This window comes from Curtobacterium sp. MCPF17_031 (assembly GCF_003234035.1).
Taxonomy (GTDB): domain Bacteria; phylum Actinomycetota; class Actinomycetes; order Actinomycetales; family Microbacteriaceae; genus Curtobacterium.
On record NZ_QKSG01000004.1, the window covers coordinates 281239 to 303694 of the forward strand.

Sequence of the window (22456 nt, forward strand, 5' to 3'; positions counted from 1 at the left end):
CGGGGACAGCCGGGCTGAGTAGCGTCGACGGCGACACGAAGGAGACGAAACACATGTCGAAGAAGAGCCGGACCACCAGCACCCTGACGCGTGCACTGCTGCTCGGGATCCTCAGCGGAGGCCGTTCCGCCACACCGCTCGCCGTCCTCGGCCTGCACCAGGGCGACAAGAACCTGCGCGGTGACTGGCAGGACTGGAAGACCTTCGACTCGTCGATCGGTCGCGCCGGTCTCGTCGCCGGTGCGGCGGGCGAGATCATCGGTGACAAGTTGCCGAAGACCCCGAACCGGATCGCCTTCCCGGCGCTCCTCGGCCGCATCGGTGCGGGCGCGTTCGCCGGGCTCGCGCTCGGCACCACGACGAAGTCCGGCAAGTCGGACCTGCGCATCGAGGGCGCGATCCTCGGCGCGATCGGGGCCCTCGTCGGCTCCTACGTCGCCTGGGGCGCCCGCAAGGCCGTCGGCACCGTGCTGCCCGACAAGGTGGTCGCCGTCGCCGAGGACGTCGCCGTCATCGCCGGATCACGCGCCGTGGTCAAGGCCGGCTGAGCCGACCACCCGACGGACGGGAGGCCCGACTCACCTGGTGAGCCGGGCCTCCCGTCCGTCGGTGGTCGCGGTCGCGATCACCAGCGCTCGTGGACCGTGGCACGGAACCACCGGTCGTACAGGTCGTGGACGGTCGCGTCGAGGTCCCCGGGCAGGTCGAGGGACCCGGCCGCGGCGTTCGACCGTGCCTGCTCGGCGTTGCGCGCACCCGGGATCGCGGCGGTGACCCCCTCCTGCGCGACGACCCAGGCCAGTGCGGCCTGCGGGACCGAGACGCCCTCGGGCAGAGCCGCGGCGAACTCCTGCGCGGCACGGACGCCGTCCGCGAACGGGACACCGCTGAAGGTCTCGCCCTGGTCGAAGGCCTGACCGTCACGGTTGTACGTGCGGTGGTCCTCCGGTGCGAACGTCGTCTCGGTCGTGTACTTGCCGGTCAGCAGCCCCGAGGCCAGCGGGACCCGTGCCAGGATCGCGACCCCGGCCTCCCGGGCGGCGGGCAGCACGCGGTCGAGCGGCTTCAGCCGGAACGCGTTGAGGATGACCTGGACGCTCGCGACCCCGGGACGGGCGATCGCGGTGAGGGCCTGGTCGGCGGTCTCGACCGAGACGCCGTACGCGGCGATCGAGCCGTCGGACACCAGCGCGTCCAGGGCGTCGTACACGGCGTCGTCCTCGAACACCGGAGTCGGCGGGCAGTGCAGCTGGACGAGGTCGAGCGTGTCCTGGCCGAGGTTCTCGCGCGACCGGTCGACCCACTGCCGGAAGTTCGCGGCGACGTAGTTCGACGGGACCTGGTCGACGCGGCGACCCATCTTCGTGGCGACCGTGACCCCGGCATCGGGGTGCGCGGCGGTCCAGCGGCCGATGAGCTGCTCGCTCCGGCCGTCGCCGTACACGTCGGCGGTGTCGAACAGGGTGATGCCGGCCTCGGCGGAGGCGTCCATCACGGCGAAGGCGTCCTCCGCGGCGACCGGACCCCAGTCACCGCCGAACTGCCAGGTGCCCAGTCCGATCACGGAGGTCTCACGGCCGGTACGGCCCAGTGTGCGTCGCTGCATGGGATCGACGGTAGCCCCTCACCACCGGGCGGACGACGGCATCGTCCGCTGCGCGTGGCTGCGGGTCGGCCGCGCGTACGGTGACGGCATGAGCAGACAGCGCGTCGTCGTGATCGGGGCCACCGGCCACATCGGCACCTTCCTCGTCCCGCGTCTGGTGCGTGCCGGCCACGACGTCGTCACCATCAGCCGCGGCACCCGCTCGGCCTACGTCGACGCCCCGGAGTGGCAGCAGGTCGAGCAGGTCACCGCCGACCGCGAGCTGGAGGACCGCGACGGCGTCCTCGGCGACCGCATCGTCGCGCTGCGACCCGACGTCGTCATCGACCTCGTCTGCTTCACCCTCGAGTCCGCCACCGCACTCGTCACGGCGCTCCGCGGAACCGACGCGCACCTGATCCACTGCGGCTCGATCTGGCGCGCCGGACCCAGCGCAGTGCTGCCCGTCACCGAGGAGAACGCGACCCCGCCGCAGGGCGAGTACGGCATCGAGAAGGACGCGATCGCCCGGATGCTCAAGGAGGAAACCGCCCGTGGGGGTCTTGCGACGACGTCGCTGCACCCCGGCCACATCAGCGGCCCCGGCTGGGCGCCGATCGGCCCGGTCGGCAACCTCGACCCGTCGGTCTGGCGCACGCTCTCCGCCGGGGAACCCCTGCTCGTGCCCGGCCTCGGCGCCGAGACCATGCACCACGTGCACGCCGACGACGTCGCCCAGGCCTTCGCGCTCGCCGTCGAACACCGCGATGCGGCGTCAGGCGAGGACTTCTCCGTCGTCGCCCCCACCGCGCTCACCGCCCGCGGGTACGCCGCGCTCGCCGCGTCCTGGTTCGGACGGGAGGCCCGACTCGAGTCCGTCACGTGGGACCGGTTCCGCGCCGCCACCGCTGCGGAGCACGCCGACGCGAGCTGGGAGCACCTGTCGCGCAGTCACGTGTTCAGCATCGACAAGGCCCGGCGGCTGCTCGGTTACGCGCCCCGGTACACGGCGGAGGAGACCGTGCTGGACGCCGTGCGGTGGCTCGTGGAGCGCGGCGAGGTCGAGGTGGCGGGGCCGCTCGTCGTGTGAGCCGCTTCGCATCCTCTGGAATACGAAGTACTCGACGTCGTCGCTCTCGTGCTGACAGCCTCTTCCTGCCCCATCGGGGGGCAGGAAGAGGAACAGACATGGAGAAGAAGAAACCAGCACTGGTGGTCGGACTCGCGCTGGCGTCCGCACTCGTCGTCGGACCCGCCGCCGTCGCATCGGCCTCACCGACCGAGGTACTCGGGCACGGGTCTGAAGCGGGCGGCGTCCTGATGACGGACGACGGTCCTGGCTCGAGCGGTGAGACCCGCGGCAGCACGGCACGCAAGGACGACGGTGGCGGTGGGAGCTTCTGGCAGTGGGGTGTCGGGAAGGACGACGCCTGGTCGAACTTCTTCCGCGAGCGTCGGTGTCACGGAGCCACAGCTGTCGGTGTGAAGTCGAAGCGCGTCACCGGAGTGGCAGGTGGCAGGTACGCGCTCGCCACGGCACCCAAGGCCCGGAGCGGCAACAAGGCGTACTACCACAACTGCTGACCGGACAGCGGGGCGTTCCCGTCGGAACGCCCCGCTCGCGGCCGCGGTCCTGCCGCGGACCGGAAGGAGACTCCATGCGGATGCGGTCAGTGCGACTCGCCTACGTCATCCCACCCCTGCTCGCCGTCGTCCTCGCCTTCCTCGGCATGCTGCGACTGAGCGACTCCGGAGTGGTCGGTGTCTCGTCGGTCGTGACGGCGGCGGCCGGGACAGGGACGACGTCGAACGGCCGCATCGCCGTCTCCCTCGAGGACGTCGCTCGACGACACCACGCCACGATCGTCCGGACCGTCGCCGACCGGTCGGCACCGACCACCCGGCGCACTGCTCTGGTGACCGCTGCTCCGGGGACCGACGGGGCCGGTTGGTTGCGTGACGGCTACCCCGACTTCTCCCGGACGGTGCGCACGGCGGTGCGACCGATGGCAGCACTCGACCGCTACGACCCCACCGGCTCGTACGAGGTCATCGGCGACCACGGAGCCGAGCGTGCGACCGCCGCAGCACTCCGTGGTGCTGGTTTCACGACCAGCTCCGAGACGGTGCCGGTCCTGGATCGCATCGGCGTGACCGGCGGCGTCCAGAACACGTCCCAGCTCACCGGCACCCTCGTGCTCGGCTGCGTGGCGCTCTGCTTCGTCGGCACGATCGGCGCACCGCGACGGACCGCGGTGCGCCGACTGCACGGCCGCAGCGCAGGCGCGATCGTGTGCGCCGAGCTGTCCGAGGTCCGAGCGACCCTGACCGTCGTGCTGGTCGGCGTACCAGTCGTGGGACTCCTCCTCTGGTTCCACAACGGGCTCGCGTCGTGGGAGACGTTCGCGATGTCGGCCGCGGTGTTCACCACAGCGCTGCTCGTCCCGGTCGTGGCAGCCCACGTCGTCGGCACGCTCATCGCCGTTCGCCGGCCCATCGCGGCCACCCTGCGGGGAGCTCGGCTTCCGGGCGCGCTCGTCCTGGTGGCACATGCCGCTCGACTGCCAGCGGTCTTGCTGCTGGTCGCCGCGGTGTTCGACGTGACGGCTGCCGTCGCCGCGGCCAGGTCGGACTCCGGCGACCGCGAGCTGCAGGCAGCCGGGGACGCCGTCCAGCTCTGGGTGACCCCGGACCCGCGGCCCGGATCCGAGACGCAGGGCTACTGGGACCGGATCGGCGACTTCGTCGGCGGCGCCCTGGACCGGCACGATGCCCTGCTCACCGCTGCGGTCGAGGTGGGCACGGGAACCGGTCCGGGTTCGGTGCCGGGACTGTTCGTCGACGCCGAGTACCTGCGTCATCAGGACCTCCGCGCCGAAAACGGTGACCGCATCACCGTGACGGACGACCGCATCACCGTCTGGACCCCGCCGGGGTCGGACCTCGACCGAAGGGCGGTGATCCGTGCGCTGGTGGGTTGGGAACTCCGCGGGGCGCCCGACGAGCAACGACGGCACATCGGCGGCGGGGCCCTCCGATCGACCGGGGCGTACACGTACGCAGGTGACTCCTCGGCGGCCTCCTGGTCGACCGACGCCGTGGTGGTCGTCGTCCCCGATGCCTCCGGTGTCTTCACGCCGGACCAACTCGGTGCCTGGTTGTCCACCGGCGACGTCGTCTTCACCTCCGAGGCCGTCGCCGACCGTGCGATCGAGGCCGCTGGTCTCGGCGACGAGTTCAGCGCGGTCGTCTCCGTGGGGCAGGCGGTGGCTGAACGCCAACGGCAGGCCGCGACCGCCGTCGGCATCGGGGTCCTCGCGGTGATCAGCGGTCTCACCGTCGCCGTCGTCCTCGCCGTGATCAGTACCGCGGCACATCACCGACGTCACGGCCGTCGGCTCTTCGCCGGCATCGCCGCCGGTCGACCACCGGCTCGCGTGAACGGCGACCTCCTGCTGGTCGAGGGTCTCCTGCTGTCAGCCGGCGGGATCGCCGTCGTGCATCGCTGGTGGCAGACGCGAGCTGACGGGTCAGGAGCCGTCTCGGCGCTCGATCCCGCTGCGCGTGCCGCTGGCGTGAGCGGAGTCTCCGCAGTCGCAGCGCTCGTCGTGCTCACGGTGGTCGCCGTCGCTGTGGTCGCCGTCTCGACGAGGGCGGTCGTCCGGTCCCGGGGGAGTGGTTCGTGATGCTCGAGGTCCACCGCGCCGCGAAGCACCGTGGCGGACGGCTGCTCTGGCGGGACCTGTCGTTCGGTGTGGCGTGCGGGGAGGTGCTCGCGCTCACCGGGCCGAGCGGCTCCGGCAAGTCGACCCTCCTCGACTGCATCGGGCTCATCGACTCGCTGGACTCCGGAACGGTCCGCATCGACGGGACCAACGCGGGCAGGAGCCCCGGTCGAGCCAGACGACTCCGGCGCGACCACCTCGGCTACCTCTTCCAGGACTTCGGCCTCGTCCCCGACATGACGGTCGACGCCAACATCCGGATCGGCCGTCCGGGTCGTGCACGGACCGGACTCCGGACGTCCGTAGCCGAGGCGCTGGAGCGGGTGGGACTCGCGGGGCGTGGGAGCGACCGGGCACACGACCTCAGCGGCGGCGAGCAGCAGCGCGTCGCCCTCGCTCGACTCCTCGTGAAGCAGCCCGACGTCATCCTGGCCGACGAACCGACGAGCGCACTCGACGACGACAACGCGCGGATGGTGCTGGAGGCGCTCGCCGACTTCGCATCAGCCGGGGCCACGGTGATCGTGGCGACCCATGCGCCGGCAGTCGAGGACTGGGCGGCGACCGTCCTGCGGCTCGGGCCGATCGACCCACGGTGACCCGAGCGCGGAGGCGACCACACGAGGGAGGTGACGTCCGTACCCCTGTCCGCCGCGCCTCCCGTCCGAGGACCACCCGCGGGACGGAATGCACACAGCCGACAGGTGTTGTCTCCGGTTCACCGCCCTCCACCGGAAGGACCCGCATGACCGCGACCCCGCACGCCCTCGTCGTCGGTGCCACCGGCATCGCCGGATCGGCGATCGTCGGCCACCTCGTCGCCGACGGCTGGACCGTCACCGCACTGTCCCGCCGCCCGGGAGCCGATCGGCCGGGCGTCACCTGGCGCTCCGCCGACCTGCGTTCCGCGGAGTCGCTGAACTCGACCCTGGCGGACGTCCCGGCCACCCACGTGTTCTTCACGGCGTGGTCACGGCAGGCGACCGAAGTCGAGAACATCGCCGTCAACGGGGGCATGGTCCGCGACCTGCTCGCGGCGCACGCCGACGCACCCGTGCAGCACGTGGCGCTGATGACCGGCCTGAAGCACTACCTCGGTCCGTTCGAGGCGTACGGGCAGGGCGCGATGCCGGACACTCCGTTCCACGAGGACGAGCCACGCCTGGAGGTCGACAACTTCTACTACGCGCAGGAGGACGAGCTCTTCGCCGCCGCCGCGCGCCAGGGCTTCACGTGGTCGGTGCACCGCTCGCACACCGTGCTCGGGTACGCGGTCGGGAACGCGATGAACATGGGGCTCACCATCGCCGTCGCCGCTGCGATCAGCCGCCACACCGGCCGACCGATGGTCTTCCCCGGCAGCGAGACGCAGTGGAACGGCCTGACCGACGTCACCGACGCCGACCTGCTCGCCGCGCAGATGGTGTGGGCGGCGACGGACCCGGCCGGGTCGGACGAGGCGTTCAACACCGCGAACGGCGACGTCTTCCGCTGGCGCTGGATGTGGCCGCGGCTCGCTGCGCACCTGGGCGTCGAGGCCGAGGGCTTCGACACCGCACCCCGCCCCTTCGAGGAGCAGATGGTCGACGCCGCCCCCGTCTGGGCCGAGATCGTCGCCGAGCACGGCCTGGTCGAGCCGGACCTGGAGCGGCTGGCGTCCTGGTGGCACACCGACGCCGACCTCGGGCGGGACATCGAGGTGATGACCGACATGTCGAAGAGCCGACTCGCCGGCTTCACCGAGCACCACCGGACGCTCGACTCGTTCACCCGGCTGTTCGACCGCTACCGCGCGGAGCGGCTCGTCCCCTGACGGAGCGAACCCCGGTGGGGCTCACGAGCCCGTGGTCAGCGGGACCTGCACGATCCGGTCGTCGTCCTCGCCGGGGTCGCCGCGTCCGTCGGTGTTGTTCGTGACGAACCACAACGTGTCGTCGGGCCCTGCCAGGACCGTCCGGATGCGGCCGTACTCACCGACGAAGTACTCCTGCGCACTGCTCGGGTCGTCGACGGGTACCCCGCGGAGCATCCGGCCCTGCAGGTTGGCGATGAAGACGGTGTCGCCGACGACGGTCAGGCCGCTCGGGCTCGCGTCGTCGGTGGCCCACTGCTGCACGGGGTCGACGAACCCCTGGTCCTCGCCGCCGGTGCCCTCGACCTCGGGCCAGCCGTAGTCGCTGCCGGGTTCGATGACGTTGAGCTCGTCGCGGGCGTCCTGCCCGAACTCGGAGGCGAACATCGTCCCGTCCGCGCTCCACCCCAGACCCTGCACGTTCCGGTGTCCGAGGCTCCACACGGGGGAGTCCGGGAACGGGTTGTCAGCGGGCACGTCGCCGTCCGGGGTGAGCCGGAGGATCTTGCCGGCGAGGGAGTCCCGGTCCTGGGCGTCCTCGCTCGCCCCCGCGTCGCCGACGCTGGCGTAGAGCATGCCGTCCGGGCCGAACGCTATCCGCCCTCCGTCGTGGAACGTGTTGGCGGGCAACCCGTCGATGACCGTCGTGGCGTCACCGAGCTCGTACGAACCCGTCGACCCCTGCAGGTCGTAGCGCTCGATGCGGTTGCCGTCCTCCCCGGTCGAGTACACGAACAGCCCGTCGTCCTGCAGTGCGAGTCCGAGCAGGCCGCCCTCCCCGCCGTGTCGGACGCCGGGGACGGTGCCGACGGTGCGTCGCTCGCCGTCCTCCGACAGTTCGAGGACCTCCGCCGAGTCCCGCAGGCTGACGAGGGCGTCGGCACCGTCACCGGTGCGCACGACGGACCAAGGGGCCTCCAGTCCGGCCACCACGTCGGTCGTGGCACCGTCCGGTGCGACCTGCCCGGCTGCCAGGTCGGCCGGGGCGGAGGCCCGGGGTGCGTCCGAGGGGTCGGTCCCGTCCTCGCTCGTGCAGGCGGTCAGCGCCAGGGCGACGAGCGCGACGCTCGCGGCCGAGACGGTGCGACGGGTTCTTCCCATGGTGAGCCTCCCGGGCGATGTCCCTCGATTGCACCCCGCGGAGGTGCGGAACCGCTGGGTGCTGACGGCTCCGAGCAGCCACGGGATCAGACCGACCTCGTCTCGCCGGCCCGGTCGTCGTACGCTGCGTCGAGGTCGCCCCGGACCGCAGCACCGACCCGCCGGTGCCGATCGGCGAGCTCCTCGAGGTCGACCGCCGCGAGCGTGGTCGACGCCTGTTCGAGCACCAGGTCGGCCTGCCGGAGCAACTCCTCGCCGTCGAGCGGGTCCTGGGTGGAGGCCGCACAGTCCCGGAGCATCCGCAGCAGTGCACCCAGGACGATCGGCTCGGCAGAACCGTAGCGGCGGAGCGGACCGCAGACCAGGTCGAGCCAATACCGCCGGTCCCGGTCCGGGACGACGAGCCGCAGCACACTGGTTCCGTCCTGCACCCGGCGGTCGCGGATGACGACACCTTCCAGCCGCACGAGCAGGTCGGCGCAGTAGCCGATCGCGTGCACGGCGGTGACCGGGTCGTTGATCGCCGGGGACACCGCCTTCACCCCGATGTCCGTGAGCTGGCGGAACCCGTACGCGATGTCCTGCTCCATCGTCCGCTCGTACCCGATCTCGAGGGCCCGCTCGACGACGTCCCACGGGTCGGCTGGGCGGCTCCGGAACCACATCCGTGCGATCGGTGCGCCGAGGGTGACGTGGTCCCCGGGCATGACCCGGAGTTGCACCACGACGTCGTCCCGCCGGGCGGCGCGTGTCAGCGCTTCCGTGTCGATGCGTCGGACGAACCCGGTGCGACGCGCCCTCAGGTCGAGTTCCGGCACGCGGTCCGGCAGGGATCGGCTCGGGTCCCGCCGGTCGTCCGGGAGTCCGTCGGAGCCGGCCCCGGGCCTCCCGTCGGTCCTCGGCGGGTACGTCGCCGAGATCATCGCCGCCGTCTCACCGTGGACCGCCCGCATGAGCGAGTCGATCCGGAGCGACCGGACGATGTGCCCGACGAACGCGATGAGCGCGCCGGCGGACGCGATCCCCAGGACGAAGACCAGCGCGAGGGCGAACACCGGGAGCCGGGTGCCGCCGATCCCGAGCACGCAGGTGAGGGCGGACACGAAGGTGGCGAGCAGGATCCCGAGCACGGCCTGCGTGACCCGGTCACGAGCGAACTCGCGGAGCAGCCGCGGGGAGAACTGCTGTGACGACAACTGCAGCGCGACGACCGTCAGCGAGAACGTGACCGTCGTCGCGGCCATCACGCTCGATGCGACCACCTGGAGCAGGACACCGGCGGATTCCTGCCCGCCCGGCCAGCGCCACCCGGACGGGCCCGGACGCACCACGAGCAGCAGCAGGGTCACGACCACGGCGACGCCTGCCCAGACGGACGGCCAGAACCAGAGCGCCGCACGAGCGCTCTCCCGGGTGATCCGGTGGGGAGAGGTGGGACGGGACATGCCTGCCACGCTGCGGGTGGAGACCTCGGCGTGCACGCAGGAGCCGCGCTCGCCGGTGGAGTTCACGGTCCCCATCCGGGATGCGCGACGCTGATCGACGCCCGGAGGACGACCGAGGTTCGATCCAGGGACGTCGTGGCTCGCGGCGGACCGTGCAGGTGGAGGTGCTCCGGATGTGGATGCGTGTCGTCCTGCCGCGTCGTGTCCGATCGCGGAGCCTCCCGGGCGTCCTGCACCGGGCCTGGGTCGCGGGTTTCTCGGCGCGTGTGCTGCCAGCACCGGCGGGTCCGGGGAACCCGGGCTGGGCCGAGGTCGAGTTCCTCCTGGACATCGAGACCGCGACCATCGAGGGTGCCGGGGTCTTCGAGATCGAGTTCATCTCGGCGCTGCCGCCGAGGTGCCGCCTCGCGGTCGAGGGGGAGGGATGCCGACTCGACCCGATCTCCCGGCCGCTGCCGTGACCATCCGGCTGCCACCGGCGCGCCCGCGGGCCTCGACCTGCCCGAGTGGCCGGACCAGGTGGCCTGGTTCAGTGGGAGGACCACCTCACTGTCCTTGGAGGACACATGACCACCATCGCCATCGTCGGCGCCGGCAAGGGCCTCGGGCTCGCCGTCGCGGAACGCTTCGCCCGCGAGGGCTTCGCCGTCGCCCTGATCTCCCGCAACCAGGCGCGGCTCGACGAACTCGCCGCGTCGCTCCGTGAGCAGGGCCACCAGGCCGCCGGGTTCGCCGCGAACGTCCGGGACGGCGACTCGCTCCGGCACGCGCTCGAGCAGGCCACCGAGCAGCTCGGCCCGATCGAGGTCCTGCAGTACAGCCCGCTGCCGGCGAAGGAGTACATGCGGCCGGTCCTCGAGACGACCGCGGAAGACCTCGTCGGCCCGATCGAGTTCTCCGTCTACGGCTCGGTGAACGCCGTCCGCCAGGTCCTGCCGGGCATGCGGTCGCTCGGGCACGGCACGATCCTGTTCGTCAACGGCGGCAGTGCCGTCCGCCCGGGAGCGCGCGTGACCGGTACCTCGGTCGCGTTCGCCGGCGAGAGCGCCTACGCGCAGCTGCTCCACGACGCCGTCCGCGACGAGGACGTGCACGTCGGCCAGCTCATCATCCCGTTCGGCATCGACGACGGCCAGGACGACCACTCGGGTGAGTCGATCGCCGAGCGACTGTGGGCGATCCACACGGAGCGCGGCGAGTTCCGCACCTACGCTGAGCCGCTGCCCGAGTGACCGCCGACGGGAGGCGCGGTGCCGGACCGCGCCGCGCCTCCCGTCCGTCGCCGCCCACCTCGGCGCCGCCGGTGGCAGCCCGCCACTGGCGCGCCCCGCCACCGGCGCGCCCCGCCACCGAGGCGCACTGCCGCCGCACAACAGGAACCGGCTCGAGCCACGGGAGTCCGCGGTTCGAGCCGGTTCCTGTTGTGCGCAGCCTGACCGCGCCGCGGGAGCGCGCCGCGGGAGCACGCCGCGGGTGCCGCCCGGCGCCACCGGTGGCCCTCCGGGCACCCGCGGGCTACCGTGGGCGCATGCGACGCAGGGACCGCGCGACGGGTGACACCGCGCTGACGGTCGACGAGGCCACCGCGATCGCGGAGCACGCCGAGAACGGGCACCTCGACATGGAGGACCCGGAGGTCCGCCGCCTGGTCGGCGAGGCGAACCGCCTGCTGGTCCGTGCCGGCGTCTGGGGCGTCGCCGAGAGCCCCAGGCAGCGTCGTCGCCGTCGGCTCCTTGCGATCGGCGCCTCCGTGCTCGTGCTCTCCTGGCTCGCCGGGCTCTTCCTGCCCCTGCTCATCAAGCTCACCGAGTAGCGGCGGCGACCGCACACCGGACGGGAGGCCCGGTTTCAGCTGGCACCGCGCCTCCCGTCCGGCGTGCAGGCCGTCCGCCGTCAGGCCGTCCGGCGCACCGCCACCTTCCGCCGACGCCCCGCGACGGCCCACACCCCGGCGGTGACCAGCAGCGGCAGGCCGAGCGCGAGCACGACGAGCGAGGTCGGGTCCGGCGCGAACGGCAGGTGCGAGACGCCGAGCGGGGTGGGGGTGAACCGCAGCGTGAGTGCCCGGAGCGGCAGGACCCCCAGCGCGACGCCCACCAGCGAACCGACCAGGGTCAGCACCGCGGCCTGCCAGGTGGAGACCCGACGACGGACCCCGGGGGAGGCGCCGATAGCGTCGAGGACCTCGTCGTCGCGGCGGCCGTCGGCGCGGGCCAGTCCGATCGCGACGGTCGTGGCCCCGAGGGTGACGATGCCGGCGAGCAGGACGACGACCAGGGCGATCGGACGGAACGGGTCCTGCGGTCCGGCCTCGACGTTGAACGACGGGTACCAGGAGTCCGCCTGTTGTCCGGCGGAGGCCTGCCAGGTGGCGGCGAGGGCGTCGGAGCGTTCCGTCGACATGCCGTCGGGGAAGCTCCCGACCAGGTAGTTCGGCTCGGTCTCCAGGCCGTGTCGTGCGGCACCCTGCGGAGTGAGGAAGACGGCGATCTGCAGCGGCTCCTCGGTGTGCTCGACCACGGCCGGGACGGTCATGGTGTGCAGGGGGCGACCGGTCGGTCGTTCCCCGTACATCGCGAACTGCGATGCCTTGCGGGTGTCGAACCGGACGACACCGTCCTGGACGAACTCGGGGCGGACGGCGACGGCGTCACCGCGCTCGAGCGCTGCCCGGGCGGCCCGGGAGGGCCGGTGTCCGATCAGCACGCCGAGGTCGTCGGCGCTGCCGGTCAGGACGTGCGGGCTGGTGCTGTCCGGCCCCACCAACCACCCGGCGCAGGGTCCGCTGCCGGCGCTCGTGCAGTCGGGGCGGTGCACGTCGACCGGCAACGTCACCGGGGCGTCGTCCGAGCGGTTCTCGATGCCCGCGCCGAGCACGCGGAGGTGGGCTTCCGGGACGACCTGTCGCACGACGCGGACCGCCCGCGCGGTGAGGTCGGCGTCCGGCACCCCGTCGACGTCGGTGACCGCGGTCGTCCCGACGCCCGTCGCGGTCCTGAACTCGTACTGCTCGTTGCTCTGGGTCGACTGCGACGCGGTGAAGGTCAGGACGACGGTCGCGACGAACACGACGCTCATCACGCTCGCGAGCACCGGGACGGTCCGGACCGGGTTGCGGACGGCGTCCCGCACGGCGATCCGGGCGGGCAGGCCGAATCGTTCGCCGACGCGGGCGACCGCGCCGAGCAGTCGACGGGCGGCCATGACGATGCCGAGCTGCGCCAGGCACGGCCCGAGCGCGACCCCGGCGCCGACGACGAGGGCCAGGTGGTCCTCCTGGACGGGGCGGGCGTTCAGGGCGAGGACCCCGATGCCGCAGGCCAGGGTCATCACGATGCCGACGACGGCGAGCACCGGTCCGGCCGCCGCGGCCCGTCGTCGACGCGACACCGGGGCGGGGCGGGTCGCACCACGGAGGGCGCTGTCCACGTCGACCCGGCTGGCGCTCCGGGCGGCGACGAGCGACGCCGCCCAGCCGGCCAGGAGCCCGAGGACCAGGACGACGAGCAGCACCAGCCAGGGCAGGTGGACGCCGGGGTACTGCGCGCGGTCGCCGGAGTCGAGCAGGTGGAACGCGATGACACCGCCGACGATGCCGAGCGCGCTGCCGACGACGGCCCCCACGGCACCGAGCACGAGCCCGGACGAGGACACCACGGTGAACAGGAAGCGCCGGTCCCCGCCGACGCTGGCGAGCACCGCGTGGGTCCGGGTGTCGGCTCGAGAGCTGACCAGGAACGCGGCAGCGGCGAGCAGCCCGACCTCGAAGAGGGCGAACACCCCGGCCAGGCCGACGTACCCGTAGCTGATGAGGGACCCCGCGCCGCGCGTGCTCGTGCTCGGGAACGGCGGGTGGAGCACGACGGCACGCGACTCGACGACGATGCCGTGGTCGTTGTACCGCTGGATCTCGGGCCAGGTGACGCTGCGGTCGGGCAGGAACACCTGTGCGGTGCCGTCGTCCTCGAGCCCGAGCGACCCCCACTGGCCGAAGACCGCGAGGGTCGAACTCGGCACACCCAGGTCGCGGAGCGTCCCGACGACGGTGACCTGCCGTTGGACGGGGTCGTTGAGCTGGAGCGTCTGGCCGACGGCGATGTCCAGACGATCGAGGGTCGCCGGGGTGACGAGGACCTCGTCCCCGGACCGCGGGACACCGCCGTCGATGCGCTCCCAGTGCCCCTGGAGTGCGCCGGCCCAGGTCTGGCCCTCGACGGCGTTGACCGTGACCGGGACGCGGGGGCCGCTGACGACCGCGGTGCCCTGCCGGACCGGGATCGACGCCGCGCCGTCGGGTACCGAGCCCAGCAGGTCGGGCGTCGGGAAGGCGCTGGCGTCGGCGTCGGAGGTGTCCGGACGGTCGTAGTACCGCTGCAGCGGGCTCTTCTTCGCGATGGTCGACGTGTACCGGTCCACCGGGTCCTGCCGCATGCCGGCGAGGTCCGGGCCGTTCGCCTCGAGCATCGCCGCGGACTGCCCGAGCTCGACGGTCAACCGGTCCTCGGTGCTCTGCGTGCTCGACGCGATGACCACCCCGCCCGCGGCCAGGCCGGCGATCGGCAAGCCGATGAGCGCCGCGACGAGCACCGCACGCCCGGGCCGGGCGAACGCCAGACGTCGGGCCAGCAGCAGTGCCGGGCGGACGGCGAACGGGGAGCGGCTGCGGATCGTCGGACGGTGTGTGTCCCGCCGGGGCCGCTCGCTCACGGTTGCTCCTGCAAGTCGGTCAGGACCAGCTCGACGCCGGCGTACGACGACTCGTCGACGATCCGGCCGTCGCGGAGGAACACGATGCGGTCCGCCCACGCGGCGTGCCGGGCGTCGTGCGTGACGAGCAGTGCCCCGGCGCCGGAGTCGACGTGCCGACGGAGCATGCGGAGGACGACCTCGCCGGTCTGCGAGTCGAGGGCACCGGTCGGCTCGTCGGCGAGGACGAGCTTGCGGTCCCCGACGACCCCGCGGGCGATGGCGACGCGCTGTCGCTGACCACCGGAGAGGTCGTCCGGCCAGGCGTCCAGACGGTGTCCGAGTTCGACGCTCTCGAGCGCGAGCTCCGCGGCCTTCCGTGCACGCCCGGTCCGCCAGCCGTCGAGCTCCAGCGGCAGCGCCACGTTCTCGACCGCGGTCAGGGAGGGGATGAGGTTGAAGTCCTGGAACACGAACCCGAGCACCCGTCGCCGCAGCGCTGCGAGTTCACGGGCGGGCCGGTCGGACACCCATTCGCCGTCGATGCGGACCTCGCCGCTCGTCGGGGGCATCAGGGTGCCGGCGACGGACAGCAGTGTCGACTTGCCCGAGCCTGAGGTGCCCATCACGGCGACCATCTCGCCCGGTCGGATCGTCAGGTCGACACCGGCCAGGGCGGTCACAGCCTGCGCGCCGCTGCCGTACTGCACGGCGACGGCGTCGAGTTCCAGCAGCGGTGCGGTGCTCATCGGACGGCTCCCGTGCCACGGCGGCCGGTTGGCTCGCTGCCGTAGGCGTCCTCGTCGTCGGGGGTGTCGATCGTGGCTCGGGGCGCCGGCTGGTACCGCGCGACGCTCGACTCGACGTGGTCGAGCCACCGGACCTCGGACTCCGCCTGGAACACCATCGACTCGAGCACGAGTGACCACGCCAGTTCCGTCGCCGGGTCCGTCGTGCGCTTCAGTCGGGTCAGGTCCTGCAGCGCCCGGAGCGCCGCAGTCCGCTGCACCTGCACCAGGTGTCGGACGTCCACGTCGGGCACGGTGACCGCGATCGCGAACTTGATCGCCAGCTCGTCGCGACCGCGCTTGGTGGGGACCGGCTCGTTGAACCAGCGGTCGACGGCCTCACGCCCGGCGTCGGTCGCCGTGTAGACGACGTGTCCGTCGTCGTCGGCGTCGCCGCGGGCCACGAGACCGTCGCGTTCCAACCGGTCGAGCGTCGTGTAGACCTGGCCGATGTTCAGCGGCCAGCTGCCCCCCGTGCGGTGCTCGAACTCCCCCCGGAGCTGGTAGCCGTAGCCCGGCTCGGCCACCAGCAGTGCGAGTACGCCCATGCGAACGCTCATCGTTCCCCCTCGACCGTCGGAGCACTTCCCCTCGGGCATACCGAGTATGCACATACCCGGTATGGTTCGGCAAGCGGTCGGGACGGAGATCATCCGGACGACGGACAGGAGGCTCCCCACCGGACCGGTGGGGAGCCTCCTGTCATGCGGTTCGGTGCGTCAGCTGTGCAGCTTCGACAGCTCCTGGAACTCGTCGTCGGAGAGCTCGATCGTCGCGCCCTGCAGGTTGTCCTCGAGGTGGTCGACGCTCGACGTGCCCGGGATCGGCAGCATGACGGGCGAACGCTTGAGCAGCCAGGCCAGTGCGACCTGCGCCGGGGTGGCGTCCTTCTGCTTCGCCAGCTCGGTCAGCGGCGAGTCATCGCCGGTCAGCCCACCGGTCGCGAGCGGGAACCACGGGATGAACCCGATGCCCTGCTGCTCGGACCAGTCGAGGAGCTCCTCGGCCGACCGGTCGGTGAGGTTGTAGAGGTTCTGCACGGAGACGATCGTGGCGATCTCCTGCGCGGCCTTCACGTCGTCGACGGAGACCTCGGACAGCCCGATGTGGCGGATCTTGCCTTCGTCCTGCAGCTTCTTGAGTTCACCGATCTGGTCCTCGAGCGGGACCTTCGGGTCGATGCGGTGCAGCTGGAACAGGTCGATGCGCTCGAGACCCAGGCGGCGGAGGCTCATCTCGGCCTCCTGGCGCAGGTACTCCGGGCGGCCGACCGGCGGCCACTCGTTCGGGCCGGTGCGGGTCAGGCCGGCCTTGGTCGCGATGACGACGTCGTCGCCGTAGGGGTGGAGGGCCTCCTTGAGGAGCTCCTCGGCGACGTAGGGGCCGTAGGAGTCCGCGGTGTCGAAGAAGTTCACCCCGAGTTCGACGGCGCGCTTGAGGACGCGGATCGCCTCGTCGTGGTCCTTCGGCGGTCCCCACACGCCGGGGCCCGTGAGCTGCATGGTGCCGTAGCCGAGGCGGTTGACCTCGAGGTCCCCGCCGATGCGGAAGGTGCCGGAAGATGCGGCCGGACGGTTCGTGGTGTCAGTGCCAGTGGTCATCCACCCGGTCTACGCCTGCCCGGCACCACGTTCCTGAGGGTCCGCCCGGGCACGGGGGTACGGCGTCTCACCGCGCTCGAGCATCCCGACCAGCTTCGCCACCCGGTTCGCTCGCGCCGTCGGACTCGGAGCAGTCACCACCCGGTGCACGACGGCGTACCGGTTCGTCGCGTCGAGGTCCGCGAACAGCGCAGCCGCCGTCGGCACCACGTCGAGCGCCACACGGAGGTCGGTGGGCACCTCGGCGGTCGCCGCACCCGCGTACGCCCGGTCCCACCGGCCGTCGGCCTGCGCCCGGTCGATCTCCGCCTGCCCACGGGACCGCATCCGTCCGGCCGCGATCAGCCCCGCGACCAACCCGACGTTCCGCTGCGACCACAGCGACGCCTTCCGCCGCGGGGTGAACCGCTGGAGGAACGTGGCCGCGTCGAGCCCGCGCTTGGACCCGTCGATCCACCCCGAGCAGAGCGCCTCGTCGAGGGCCTGCGCGTACGTCAGGCTCGTCGGACTCGTGGTGCCCTTCTTCGCGAGCACCAGCCACACCCCGTCGGACAGGTCCTCGTGGCCGTCCAACCAGGCGCGCCAGGCAGCGGCGTCGGCGACGACGAACGGCTCGATCTCCATGGCCCGATGGTAGGACTCAGGCCCTCCCGGCGCCGCTGACCCGCACGGCGTCGGCCCAGGCCGTCACCCAGCCCGGCAGGGTCAGGTCGCGGGGTGACCCACCGACGGCCGGGAGCAGCTCGTCGGGCTGCACCGTGCCTCCCGTCCGACGGAGGAACCGGGCCTGCACGACGGCCCGGGCTATGACGTCCTCGTGGCGGACGAAGGTCTGCTCCATGTACACGGCGCGCTCGTCCACACCGAGCACCCGCGACCGCAACTCGAAGCGCTGCCCGAGCGTCAGCGACCGCTTGTAGGTGATCGTCTGCGCGGCGACGACCGGGTACCACCCGTGCTCACCGAAGGTGCGCCAGGCACCCGACCGGAGCATCAGCTCGAAGCGGCCGAGGTCGAGCAGCGACAGGTACTTGCCGTTGTTCACGTGCCGGAGCGGGTCCAGGTCCGTGAGCGTCACGCGGAACGGGGTCCGCGACTCGTCCCACAGCGACAGCCGGCGACGCGGGGAGAGGCGCACGCGCAGCGTCAGCAACAGGAGCCGGAAGGTCAGGTTCACGCCCCGATCCGACCACGCGGAGAACGGACATCAGCTGTTTCGAAGACTACGTTCAGCTTCAACAGGCTCGCCGAGCCACGAAGGGATCCTCAGCATGAGCACCACCTCCGCGACCGGTCGTCCGACCACGGTCACCGTCTCGTTCATCCTCTGGCTGATCGTCGTCGTCGTCGGCATCATCGGCGGCATCATCAACGTCATCGGTGTCGGATCGCAGACGGACGACACGACCATGCGCGCGGGGCTGACGGTCGGCGCGGTCATCGCGATCGTCATCGCACTCGTCGAGCTCTTCATCGTCTTCAAGATGCGTGACGGCCGGAACTGGGCCCGCATCGTGCTGCTCGTCCTGGCGATCCTGCAGCTGCTCGGCATCTTCGCCGCCTTCTCGGTCTTCGGGACGATCACGTTGATCCTGGTCATCGTCGCCACCGTACTGATGTTCCTGCCGGCGTCGAACGCGTACTTCCGCAAGCACTGACGACCAGCTCGCACCACCCGACGGACCCGGTACCGCGCACATCGCGCGGACCGGGTCCGTCGGCGTTCGTGGTCTCGTGCGCAGACGCCGCTGCCGTGCATTCCCGTCAGGCGGGCACGGTCAGTGCCTCCCTCGGCTCCGGCGGAGGCGAGTACACCGGGGACTGCGAACGAAAGGACCACGCATGCAGACACGCACACTCGCCGACCTCCAGGTCGGTGCGATCGGCCTCGGCACCATGGGCATGAGTGCCTTCTACTCGGGTGCCGGCTCGGACGACGCCGAGTCCATCCGCACCATCCACCGCGCCATCGACCTCGGCGTCACGCTCTTCGACACCGCCGAGGCGTACGGCCCGTACACGAACGAGGAGCTCCTCGCCGAGGCCCTGCACGGCCGCCGCGACGAGGTCGTCATCGCCACCAAGTTCGGCCTGTACCACCACGAGGCCGACGAGCAGACGCCGACCCAGACCCGCGCGATCTCCAGTGCGCCGGAGTCCGTCCGCGTCGCCCTCGAGGGCTCGCTCCGCCGGCTCGGCACCGACCACATCGACCTCTACTACCAGCACCGCGTCGACCCGGCCGTGCCGATCGAGGACGTCATCGGACAGCTCGCCGGCTTCGTGCAGGAGGGCAAGATCCGCCACATCGGTCTCTCCGAGGCCAGTGCCGCCACGATCCGGAAGGCCCACGCCGTCCACCCGATCACGGCCCTCCAGAGCGAGTACTCGCTCTGGACGCGGGACCCCGAGGGTGACGTGCTCGACACCCTCCGTGAGCTCGGCATCGGTCTGGTGCCGTACTCGCCGCTCGGCCGTGGGTTCCTCACCGGAGCCATCACGAAGCCGTCCGACCTGGGTGACGACGACTTCCGCTCCGCGAACCCGCGCTTCCAGCAGGAGGCATTCGCGGCGAACATGAAGATCGTCGACGTCGTGAAGGGCATCGCGGACGAGGTCGGCGGCACCCCGGCGCAGGTCGCGCTCGCCTGGCTGCTCGCCCAGGGCGACGACATCGTCCCGATCCCCGGCACGAAGCGCGTCACGCGCCTCGAGGAGAACGTCGGCGGCGCCGACCTCACCCTCACGGCCGAGCAGGTCGAGCGCCTGACGTCGCTGCCGCTGCCGACCGGCGACCGCTACCCGGACATGTCCAGCATCGGTCGCTGACGCGACCACCGGTCGGACGGGAGGCCCGGTGCCAGCTGGCACCGGGCCTCCCGTCCGTCTCCGCGTGGGGCGTCGCGCGGACGGCCACTCGTCGTCGGGCCCGGGGGGCCGCGATCAGGTCCCGAGCGACGCGAGCTGCACGTCGAGGACGTGCTCGCGGCGAGCGGGTGCGGAAGCCTGGCTGCGCGTCCACGCGAAGCCGGCGGCGAGGATGAACAGGTCGTCGCCGTCCAGGTCGGACCGAGCGACCCCGGCCTGCTGCGCGCGTGCGAGCAGCTCCGCGCCCGACGTCCGCATCTCGACGCACGCGGCATGCAGGGCGGAGTCCGGGTCGTGGATCGCCGAGGCCATGACGTCGATGACACCACGGTAGACGTCGGCGCTCCTGACGAACTCCCGGACCCAGGTGAGCAGCGCAGCGCGGGGGTCGTCCGCCGTCATCAGGGCTCGTCCGTGCTCAGCCAGTTCCGTGAAGCCGGTGCGGAGCAGCACCTCGAGCAGGGCGTCCCGGGTCGGGAAGTTCCGGAGGAGCGTCGCCAGGCCGACGTCAGCACGACGGGCGATGACGCGGAGGGACGCGTCGGCCCCGTCCTCAGCGAAGACGGCGGCAGCCGCGTCCACCAGGGCATCGTGGTTCTTGCGTGCGTCTGCTCGCATCCGGGCACCTCGTTTGCTATCTGGATCAGTGGTCCATATATTCGGACCACTGGTCCACTTCGGTCCAGTCTAGATGACCGACAGGCAGACACGATGACCGAGTTGATGATGCACGCAGTCCAGGTCCACACCCCGGGCGGACCGGAGGTCCTGCGGTACGAGCAGGTGACCCGGCCGGAGCCGCAGGCGGGCGAGGTGCTCGTCCGGGTCCACGCCATCGGGCTCAACCCACCGGACTGGTACATGCGGGACGGCATGACGATCCTGCCGCCGGAGTGGCGACCCGTCCTCGCCTACCCCCTGATCCTCGGCTCGGACATCTCCGGCGTGGTCGAAGCGGTCGCCCCCGACGTCACGGACTTCGTGCCCGGCGACGAGGTCTTCGGCCTGATCCGCTTCCCGGACGCCCCGGCGAACGCGTACGCGGAGTACGTCGCGGCACCGGCGACCGACCTGGCGCACAAGCCGGCGAGCATCGACCACGTCCACGCGGCCGCGGCGCCGATGGCGGGGCTGACGGCCTGGCAGTTCCTCATCGAGCTCGGGCACGACACCGTGCCGTCGTTCCAAGCGGAGCTGCACCGCCCGGTGCCGCTGCACGAGGGAACCCGGGTCCTGGTCAACGGAGCCGCCGGCGGTGTGGGCCACATCGCCGTCCAGCTCGCGAAGTGGAAGGGCGCGTACGTCGTCGCGGTCGCTTCGGGAGCGCACCGACAGTTCCTCGAGGAACTCGGAGCGGACGAGTTCCTCGACTACACGGTGACGCCCCCCGAGGAATCCGGTGCGGAGTTCGACCTCGTCCTCGACAGTGTCGGCGGGCCGGCCACCGGTCGGTTCCTCGCGAACGTCACGCGCGGTGGTGCGCTCTTCCCGGTCTTCTCCGGTCCCGTCGACCCCGAGCAGGCCGCGGCCGCGGAGGTGTCGGTCTCGAGCACCCAGGTGCGCGCGAGCGGTGCCCAGCTCGCCCAGCTCGCCGAACTCCTCGAGACGGGGGTCGTGCGCGTCGCGATCGACAGCACCTTTACCCTGGCCGACGCGCAGCTCGCGCACGAGCGGGCCGCCGCAGGCCACCTCGAAGGCAAGATCGTGCTCACCGTCGCATGAGCGCCGCCACCCACGAGATCCAGCAGGTCATCGCGCAGTACGGCTCGGCGCTCGATACGCACGACCTCGACGCCCTCGCCGCCGTGCACCGGGACGACGCCGAATGGTCTTTCGCCGTCAGGGACCAGGTCGTCATGGGCCCGATCCGCGGGCGGGACGCCATCATCGGTTTCGCTTCCGCACCACCGGACGGGCCGCCCGTCCAGCAGCGGCACCTGCTCACGAACACCGTCATCACGGGTGCCGCGGACGGGACCAGCCGGGCGACCGCCCTCCTGACGCTGATCGCCGTCGACGGCACCACGCCGGTCATCGTCGCGACGGGCACGGCCACCTTCACGCTCAGCGTGGCCGACGAGGTGTGGCGGATCGCAACGCTCCGCATCGCGTTCGACAACCCACCGCTGCCGCACTGACCGGACGGGAGGCGCGGTGCGGGCCGGCACCGCGCCTCCCGTCCGTCCCTGAGCGGTCCAGGTCCCGGGGTCAGACCTCGGCGGCGAAGCCCGCGACGCGGAGCTGCAGGTCCTCGATGCGCCGGAGCCGTGCGGCCTCGACGTCGTAGCCCTCGTACGCCGGCGGCGGGGTCTTCCGGACGTTCCGCGAGCACTGGAAGTCCTGGCAGACCAGGGTGCCGACGGTGTCTCCCTTCCGACCCGCCGGACCGGAGCGCTTGGCCGAGTAGAAGACCACGTCGTTCGGCAGCTTCACGTCCTGACACCACGAGCACTGGGCACGGGAGCGTGGCGACGCTTCGGCCTGCCGGAACACGATGCCGATCAGGGCGCCGTCGAGGGTCGGGATGACCGCGTAGGCCCGACGCGAGGTCTTCGGGTCACGCCACCCGAGGAAGGTCAGGTCCTCCCAGTCGACGGCGTCGAGGTCGGGGACGGTCATGTCGGTGACCTCGCGGCGGGAGGCGTTGACGAAGGAGGCGCGGAGGGCCTCGATGGTGATCGGGAGCATGGTGAACCTGTCGTTCTGGCACCGGCGCAGCAGTGTGCGTCTCAGGTGCGTTCGTTCTGGAGGGGTCGACGACGAAGCCGTGTCGATGACACGGCAGGGGCGTCAGGCCCTGATGTC

Annotated in this window: 24 protein-coding genes; 13 read left to right on the forward strand and 11 right to left on the reverse strand. The window is 71.9% G+C overall.

The features are described 5' to 3' along the window. Positions 1 to 53 precede the first annotated feature (53 nt). The gene (locus DEJ31_RS08700; RefSeq protein WP_111043576.1) at positions 54 to 548 is read left to right on the forward strand and encodes a DUF4126 family protein; all 495 of its coding nucleotides are present in this window, start codon (positions 54 to 56) and stop codon (positions 546 to 548) included. Positions 549 to 625: 77 nt separating this feature from the next. On the opposite strand, the gene DEJ31_RS08705 is transcribed toward DEJ31_RS08700, so the two are convergent. Beyond that, positions 626 to 1606, reverse strand: coding sequence for an aldo/keto reductase (locus tag DEJ31_RS08705; protein WP_111121659.1), 981 nt, complete (start codon positions 1604 to 1606; stop codon positions 626 to 628). Between the two features lie 88 nt (positions 1607 to 1694). Between DEJ31_RS08705 and DEJ31_RS08710 the strand changes: the two genes are divergently transcribed. From DEJ31_RS08710 to DEJ31_RS08730, 5 genes are all read left to right on the forward strand, one after another. Further along, positions 1695 to 2675 carry an NAD(P)-dependent oxidoreductase gene (locus tag DEJ31_RS08710; RefSeq protein WP_111121676.1) on the forward strand — a complete coding sequence of 327 codons (981 nt, stop codon included), beginning with the start codon at positions 1695 to 1697 and terminating at the stop codon, positions 2673 to 2675. A 98-nt stretch (positions 2676 to 2773) separates the two neighbouring features. Beyond that, positions 2774 to 3169, forward strand: a complete 396-nt coding sequence (locus DEJ31_RS08715) for a lactococcin 972 family bacteriocin (protein ID WP_111121660.1) — start codon at positions 2774 to 2776, stop codon at positions 3167 to 3169. 74 nt (positions 3170 to 3243) lie between these two features. Beyond that, entirely contained in the window at positions 3244 to 5271 is a 2028-nt protein-coding gene (locus DEJ31_RS08720; protein WP_111121661.1) for a hypothetical protein, read from the forward strand. Further along, the gene (locus DEJ31_RS08725) at positions 5271 to 5909 is read left to right on the forward strand and encodes an ABC transporter ATP-binding protein (RefSeq protein ID WP_111121677.1); all 639 of its coding nucleotides are present in this window, start codon (positions 5271 to 5273) and stop codon (positions 5907 to 5909) included. The genes DEJ31_RS08720 and DEJ31_RS08725 overlap by 1 nt, the downstream gene beginning before the upstream one ends. A 146-nt stretch (positions 5910 to 6055) precedes the next feature. Further along, positions 6056 to 7123 (forward strand): SDR family oxidoreductase, encoded by a 1068-nt coding sequence (locus tag DEJ31_RS08730; protein WP_111121662.1) that lies wholly within the window; start codon positions 6056 to 6058, stop codon positions 7121 to 7123. Between the two features lie 21 nt (positions 7124 to 7144). Here the strand turns inward: DEJ31_RS08730 and DEJ31_RS08735 are convergent, their stop codons facing one another. Beyond that, entirely contained in the window at positions 7145 to 8263 is a 1119-nt protein-coding gene (locus DEJ31_RS08735; RefSeq protein ID WP_111121663.1) for a sorbosone dehydrogenase family protein, read from the reverse strand. 86 nt (positions 8264 to 8349) lie between these two features. After that, positions 8350 to 9708 (reverse strand): DUF2254 domain-containing protein, encoded by a 1359-nt coding sequence (locus DEJ31_RS08740; RefSeq protein WP_181433482.1) that lies wholly within the window; start codon positions 9706 to 9708, stop codon positions 8350 to 8352. Between the two features lie 80 nt (positions 9709 to 9788). On the opposite strand from DEJ31_RS08740, the gene DEJ31_RS08745 reads away from it, so the two are divergent. The 3 genes from DEJ31_RS08745 (at position 9789) to DEJ31_RS08755 (ending at position 11521) form a co-directional block, all read left to right on the forward strand. Then, positions 9789 to 10169, forward strand: coding sequence for a hypothetical protein (locus DEJ31_RS08745; protein WP_110902799.1), 381 nt, complete (start codon positions 9789 to 9791; stop codon positions 10167 to 10169). Positions 10170 to 10274: 105 nt separating this feature from the next. Further along, entirely contained in the window at positions 10275 to 10940 is a 666-nt protein-coding gene (locus DEJ31_RS08750; protein WP_110902798.1) for an SDR family oxidoreductase, read from the forward strand. Positions 10941 to 11236: 296 nt separating this feature from the next. Continuing rightward, positions 11237 to 11521 carry a hypothetical protein gene (locus DEJ31_RS08755; RefSeq protein WP_110902797.1) on the forward strand — a complete coding sequence of 95 codons (285 nt, stop codon included), beginning with the start codon at positions 11237 to 11239 and terminating at the stop codon, positions 11519 to 11521. 80 nt (positions 11522 to 11601) lie between these two features. Here the strand turns inward: DEJ31_RS08755 and DEJ31_RS08760 are convergent, their stop codons facing one another. The 6 genes from DEJ31_RS08760 to DEJ31_RS08785 all read right to left on the reverse strand — a co-directional run bounded on the left by DEJ31_RS08760 (position 11602) and on the right by DEJ31_RS08785 (position 17960). Beyond that, a complete protein-coding gene (locus DEJ31_RS08760; protein WP_111121665.1) occupies positions 11602 to 14415 on the reverse strand; it encodes an FtsX-like permease family protein in 2814 nt (937 codons plus the stop codon). Further along, a complete protein-coding gene (locus DEJ31_RS08765; RefSeq protein WP_111121666.1) occupies positions 14412 to 15143 on the reverse strand; it encodes an ABC transporter ATP-binding protein in 732 nt (243 codons plus the stop codon). Before DEJ31_RS08765 ends, DEJ31_RS08760 begins: the two co-directional genes overlap by 4 nt. Continuing rightward, positions 15140 to 15742 (reverse strand): PadR family transcriptional regulator, encoded by a 603-nt coding sequence (locus DEJ31_RS08770; protein WP_110902794.1) that lies wholly within the window; start codon positions 15740 to 15742, stop codon positions 15140 to 15142. The genes DEJ31_RS08765 and DEJ31_RS08770 overlap by 4 nt, the downstream gene beginning before the upstream one ends. 159 nt (positions 15743 to 15901) lie before the next feature. Then, positions 15902 to 16783 (reverse strand): aldo/keto reductase, encoded by an 882-nt coding sequence (locus tag DEJ31_RS08775; protein ID WP_110902793.1) that lies wholly within the window; start codon positions 16781 to 16783, stop codon positions 15902 to 15904. Positions 16784 to 16792: 9 nt separating this feature from the next. Next, complete coding sequence (locus DEJ31_RS08780) at positions 16793 to 17407, reverse strand: YdeI family protein (RefSeq protein WP_110902792.1); 615 nt, start codon at positions 17405 to 17407, stop codon at positions 16793 to 16795. A gap of 16 nt (positions 17408 to 17423) precedes the next feature. Then, positions 17424 to 17960, reverse strand: coding sequence for a thioesterase family protein (locus tag DEJ31_RS08785; protein ID WP_110902791.1), 537 nt, complete (start codon positions 17958 to 17960; stop codon positions 17424 to 17426). A gap of 94 nt (positions 17961 to 18054) precedes the next feature. On the opposite strand from DEJ31_RS08785, the gene DEJ31_RS08790 reads away from it, so the two are divergent. Together DEJ31_RS08790 and DEJ31_RS08795 are read left to right on the forward strand one after the other, a co-directional pair. Then, positions 18055 to 18441 (forward strand): hypothetical protein, encoded by a 387-nt coding sequence (locus tag DEJ31_RS08790; protein ID WP_111043566.1) that lies wholly within the window; start codon positions 18055 to 18057, stop codon positions 18439 to 18441. A 184-nt stretch (positions 18442 to 18625) separates the two neighbouring features. Continuing rightward, positions 18626 to 19612, forward strand: a complete 987-nt coding sequence (locus tag DEJ31_RS08795) for an aldo/keto reductase (RefSeq protein ID WP_110902789.1) — start codon at positions 18626 to 18628, stop codon at positions 19610 to 19612. 114 nt (positions 19613 to 19726) lie between these two features. On the opposite strand, the gene DEJ31_RS08800 is transcribed toward DEJ31_RS08795, so the two are convergent. Further along, positions 19727 to 20269 carry a TetR/AcrR family transcriptional regulator gene (locus DEJ31_RS08800; protein WP_110902788.1) on the reverse strand — a complete coding sequence of 181 codons (543 nt, stop codon included), beginning with the start codon at positions 20267 to 20269 and terminating at the stop codon, positions 19727 to 19729. A 93-nt stretch (positions 20270 to 20362) separates the two neighbouring features. On the opposite strand from DEJ31_RS08800, the gene DEJ31_RS08805 reads away from it, so the two are divergent. After that, positions 20363 to 21373: an NADP-dependent oxidoreductase gene (locus tag DEJ31_RS08805; RefSeq protein WP_181433483.1), complete on the forward strand. Its 1011-nt coding sequence runs from the start codon at positions 20363 to 20365 to the stop codon at positions 21371 to 21373. Beyond that, entirely contained in the window at positions 21370 to 21789 is a 420-nt protein-coding gene (locus tag DEJ31_RS08810) for a nuclear transport factor 2 family protein (protein ID WP_110902787.1), read from the forward strand. The genes DEJ31_RS08805 and DEJ31_RS08810 overlap by 4 nt, the downstream gene beginning before the upstream one ends. Before the next feature lie 70 nt (positions 21790 to 21859). On the opposite strand, the gene DEJ31_RS08815 is transcribed toward DEJ31_RS08810, so the two are convergent. Beyond that, positions 21860 to 22339, reverse strand: coding sequence for an FBP domain-containing protein (locus DEJ31_RS08815; protein ID WP_111043565.1), 480 nt, complete (start codon positions 22337 to 22339; stop codon positions 21860 to 21862). Between the last annotated feature and the right edge of the window lie 117 nt (positions 22340 to 22456).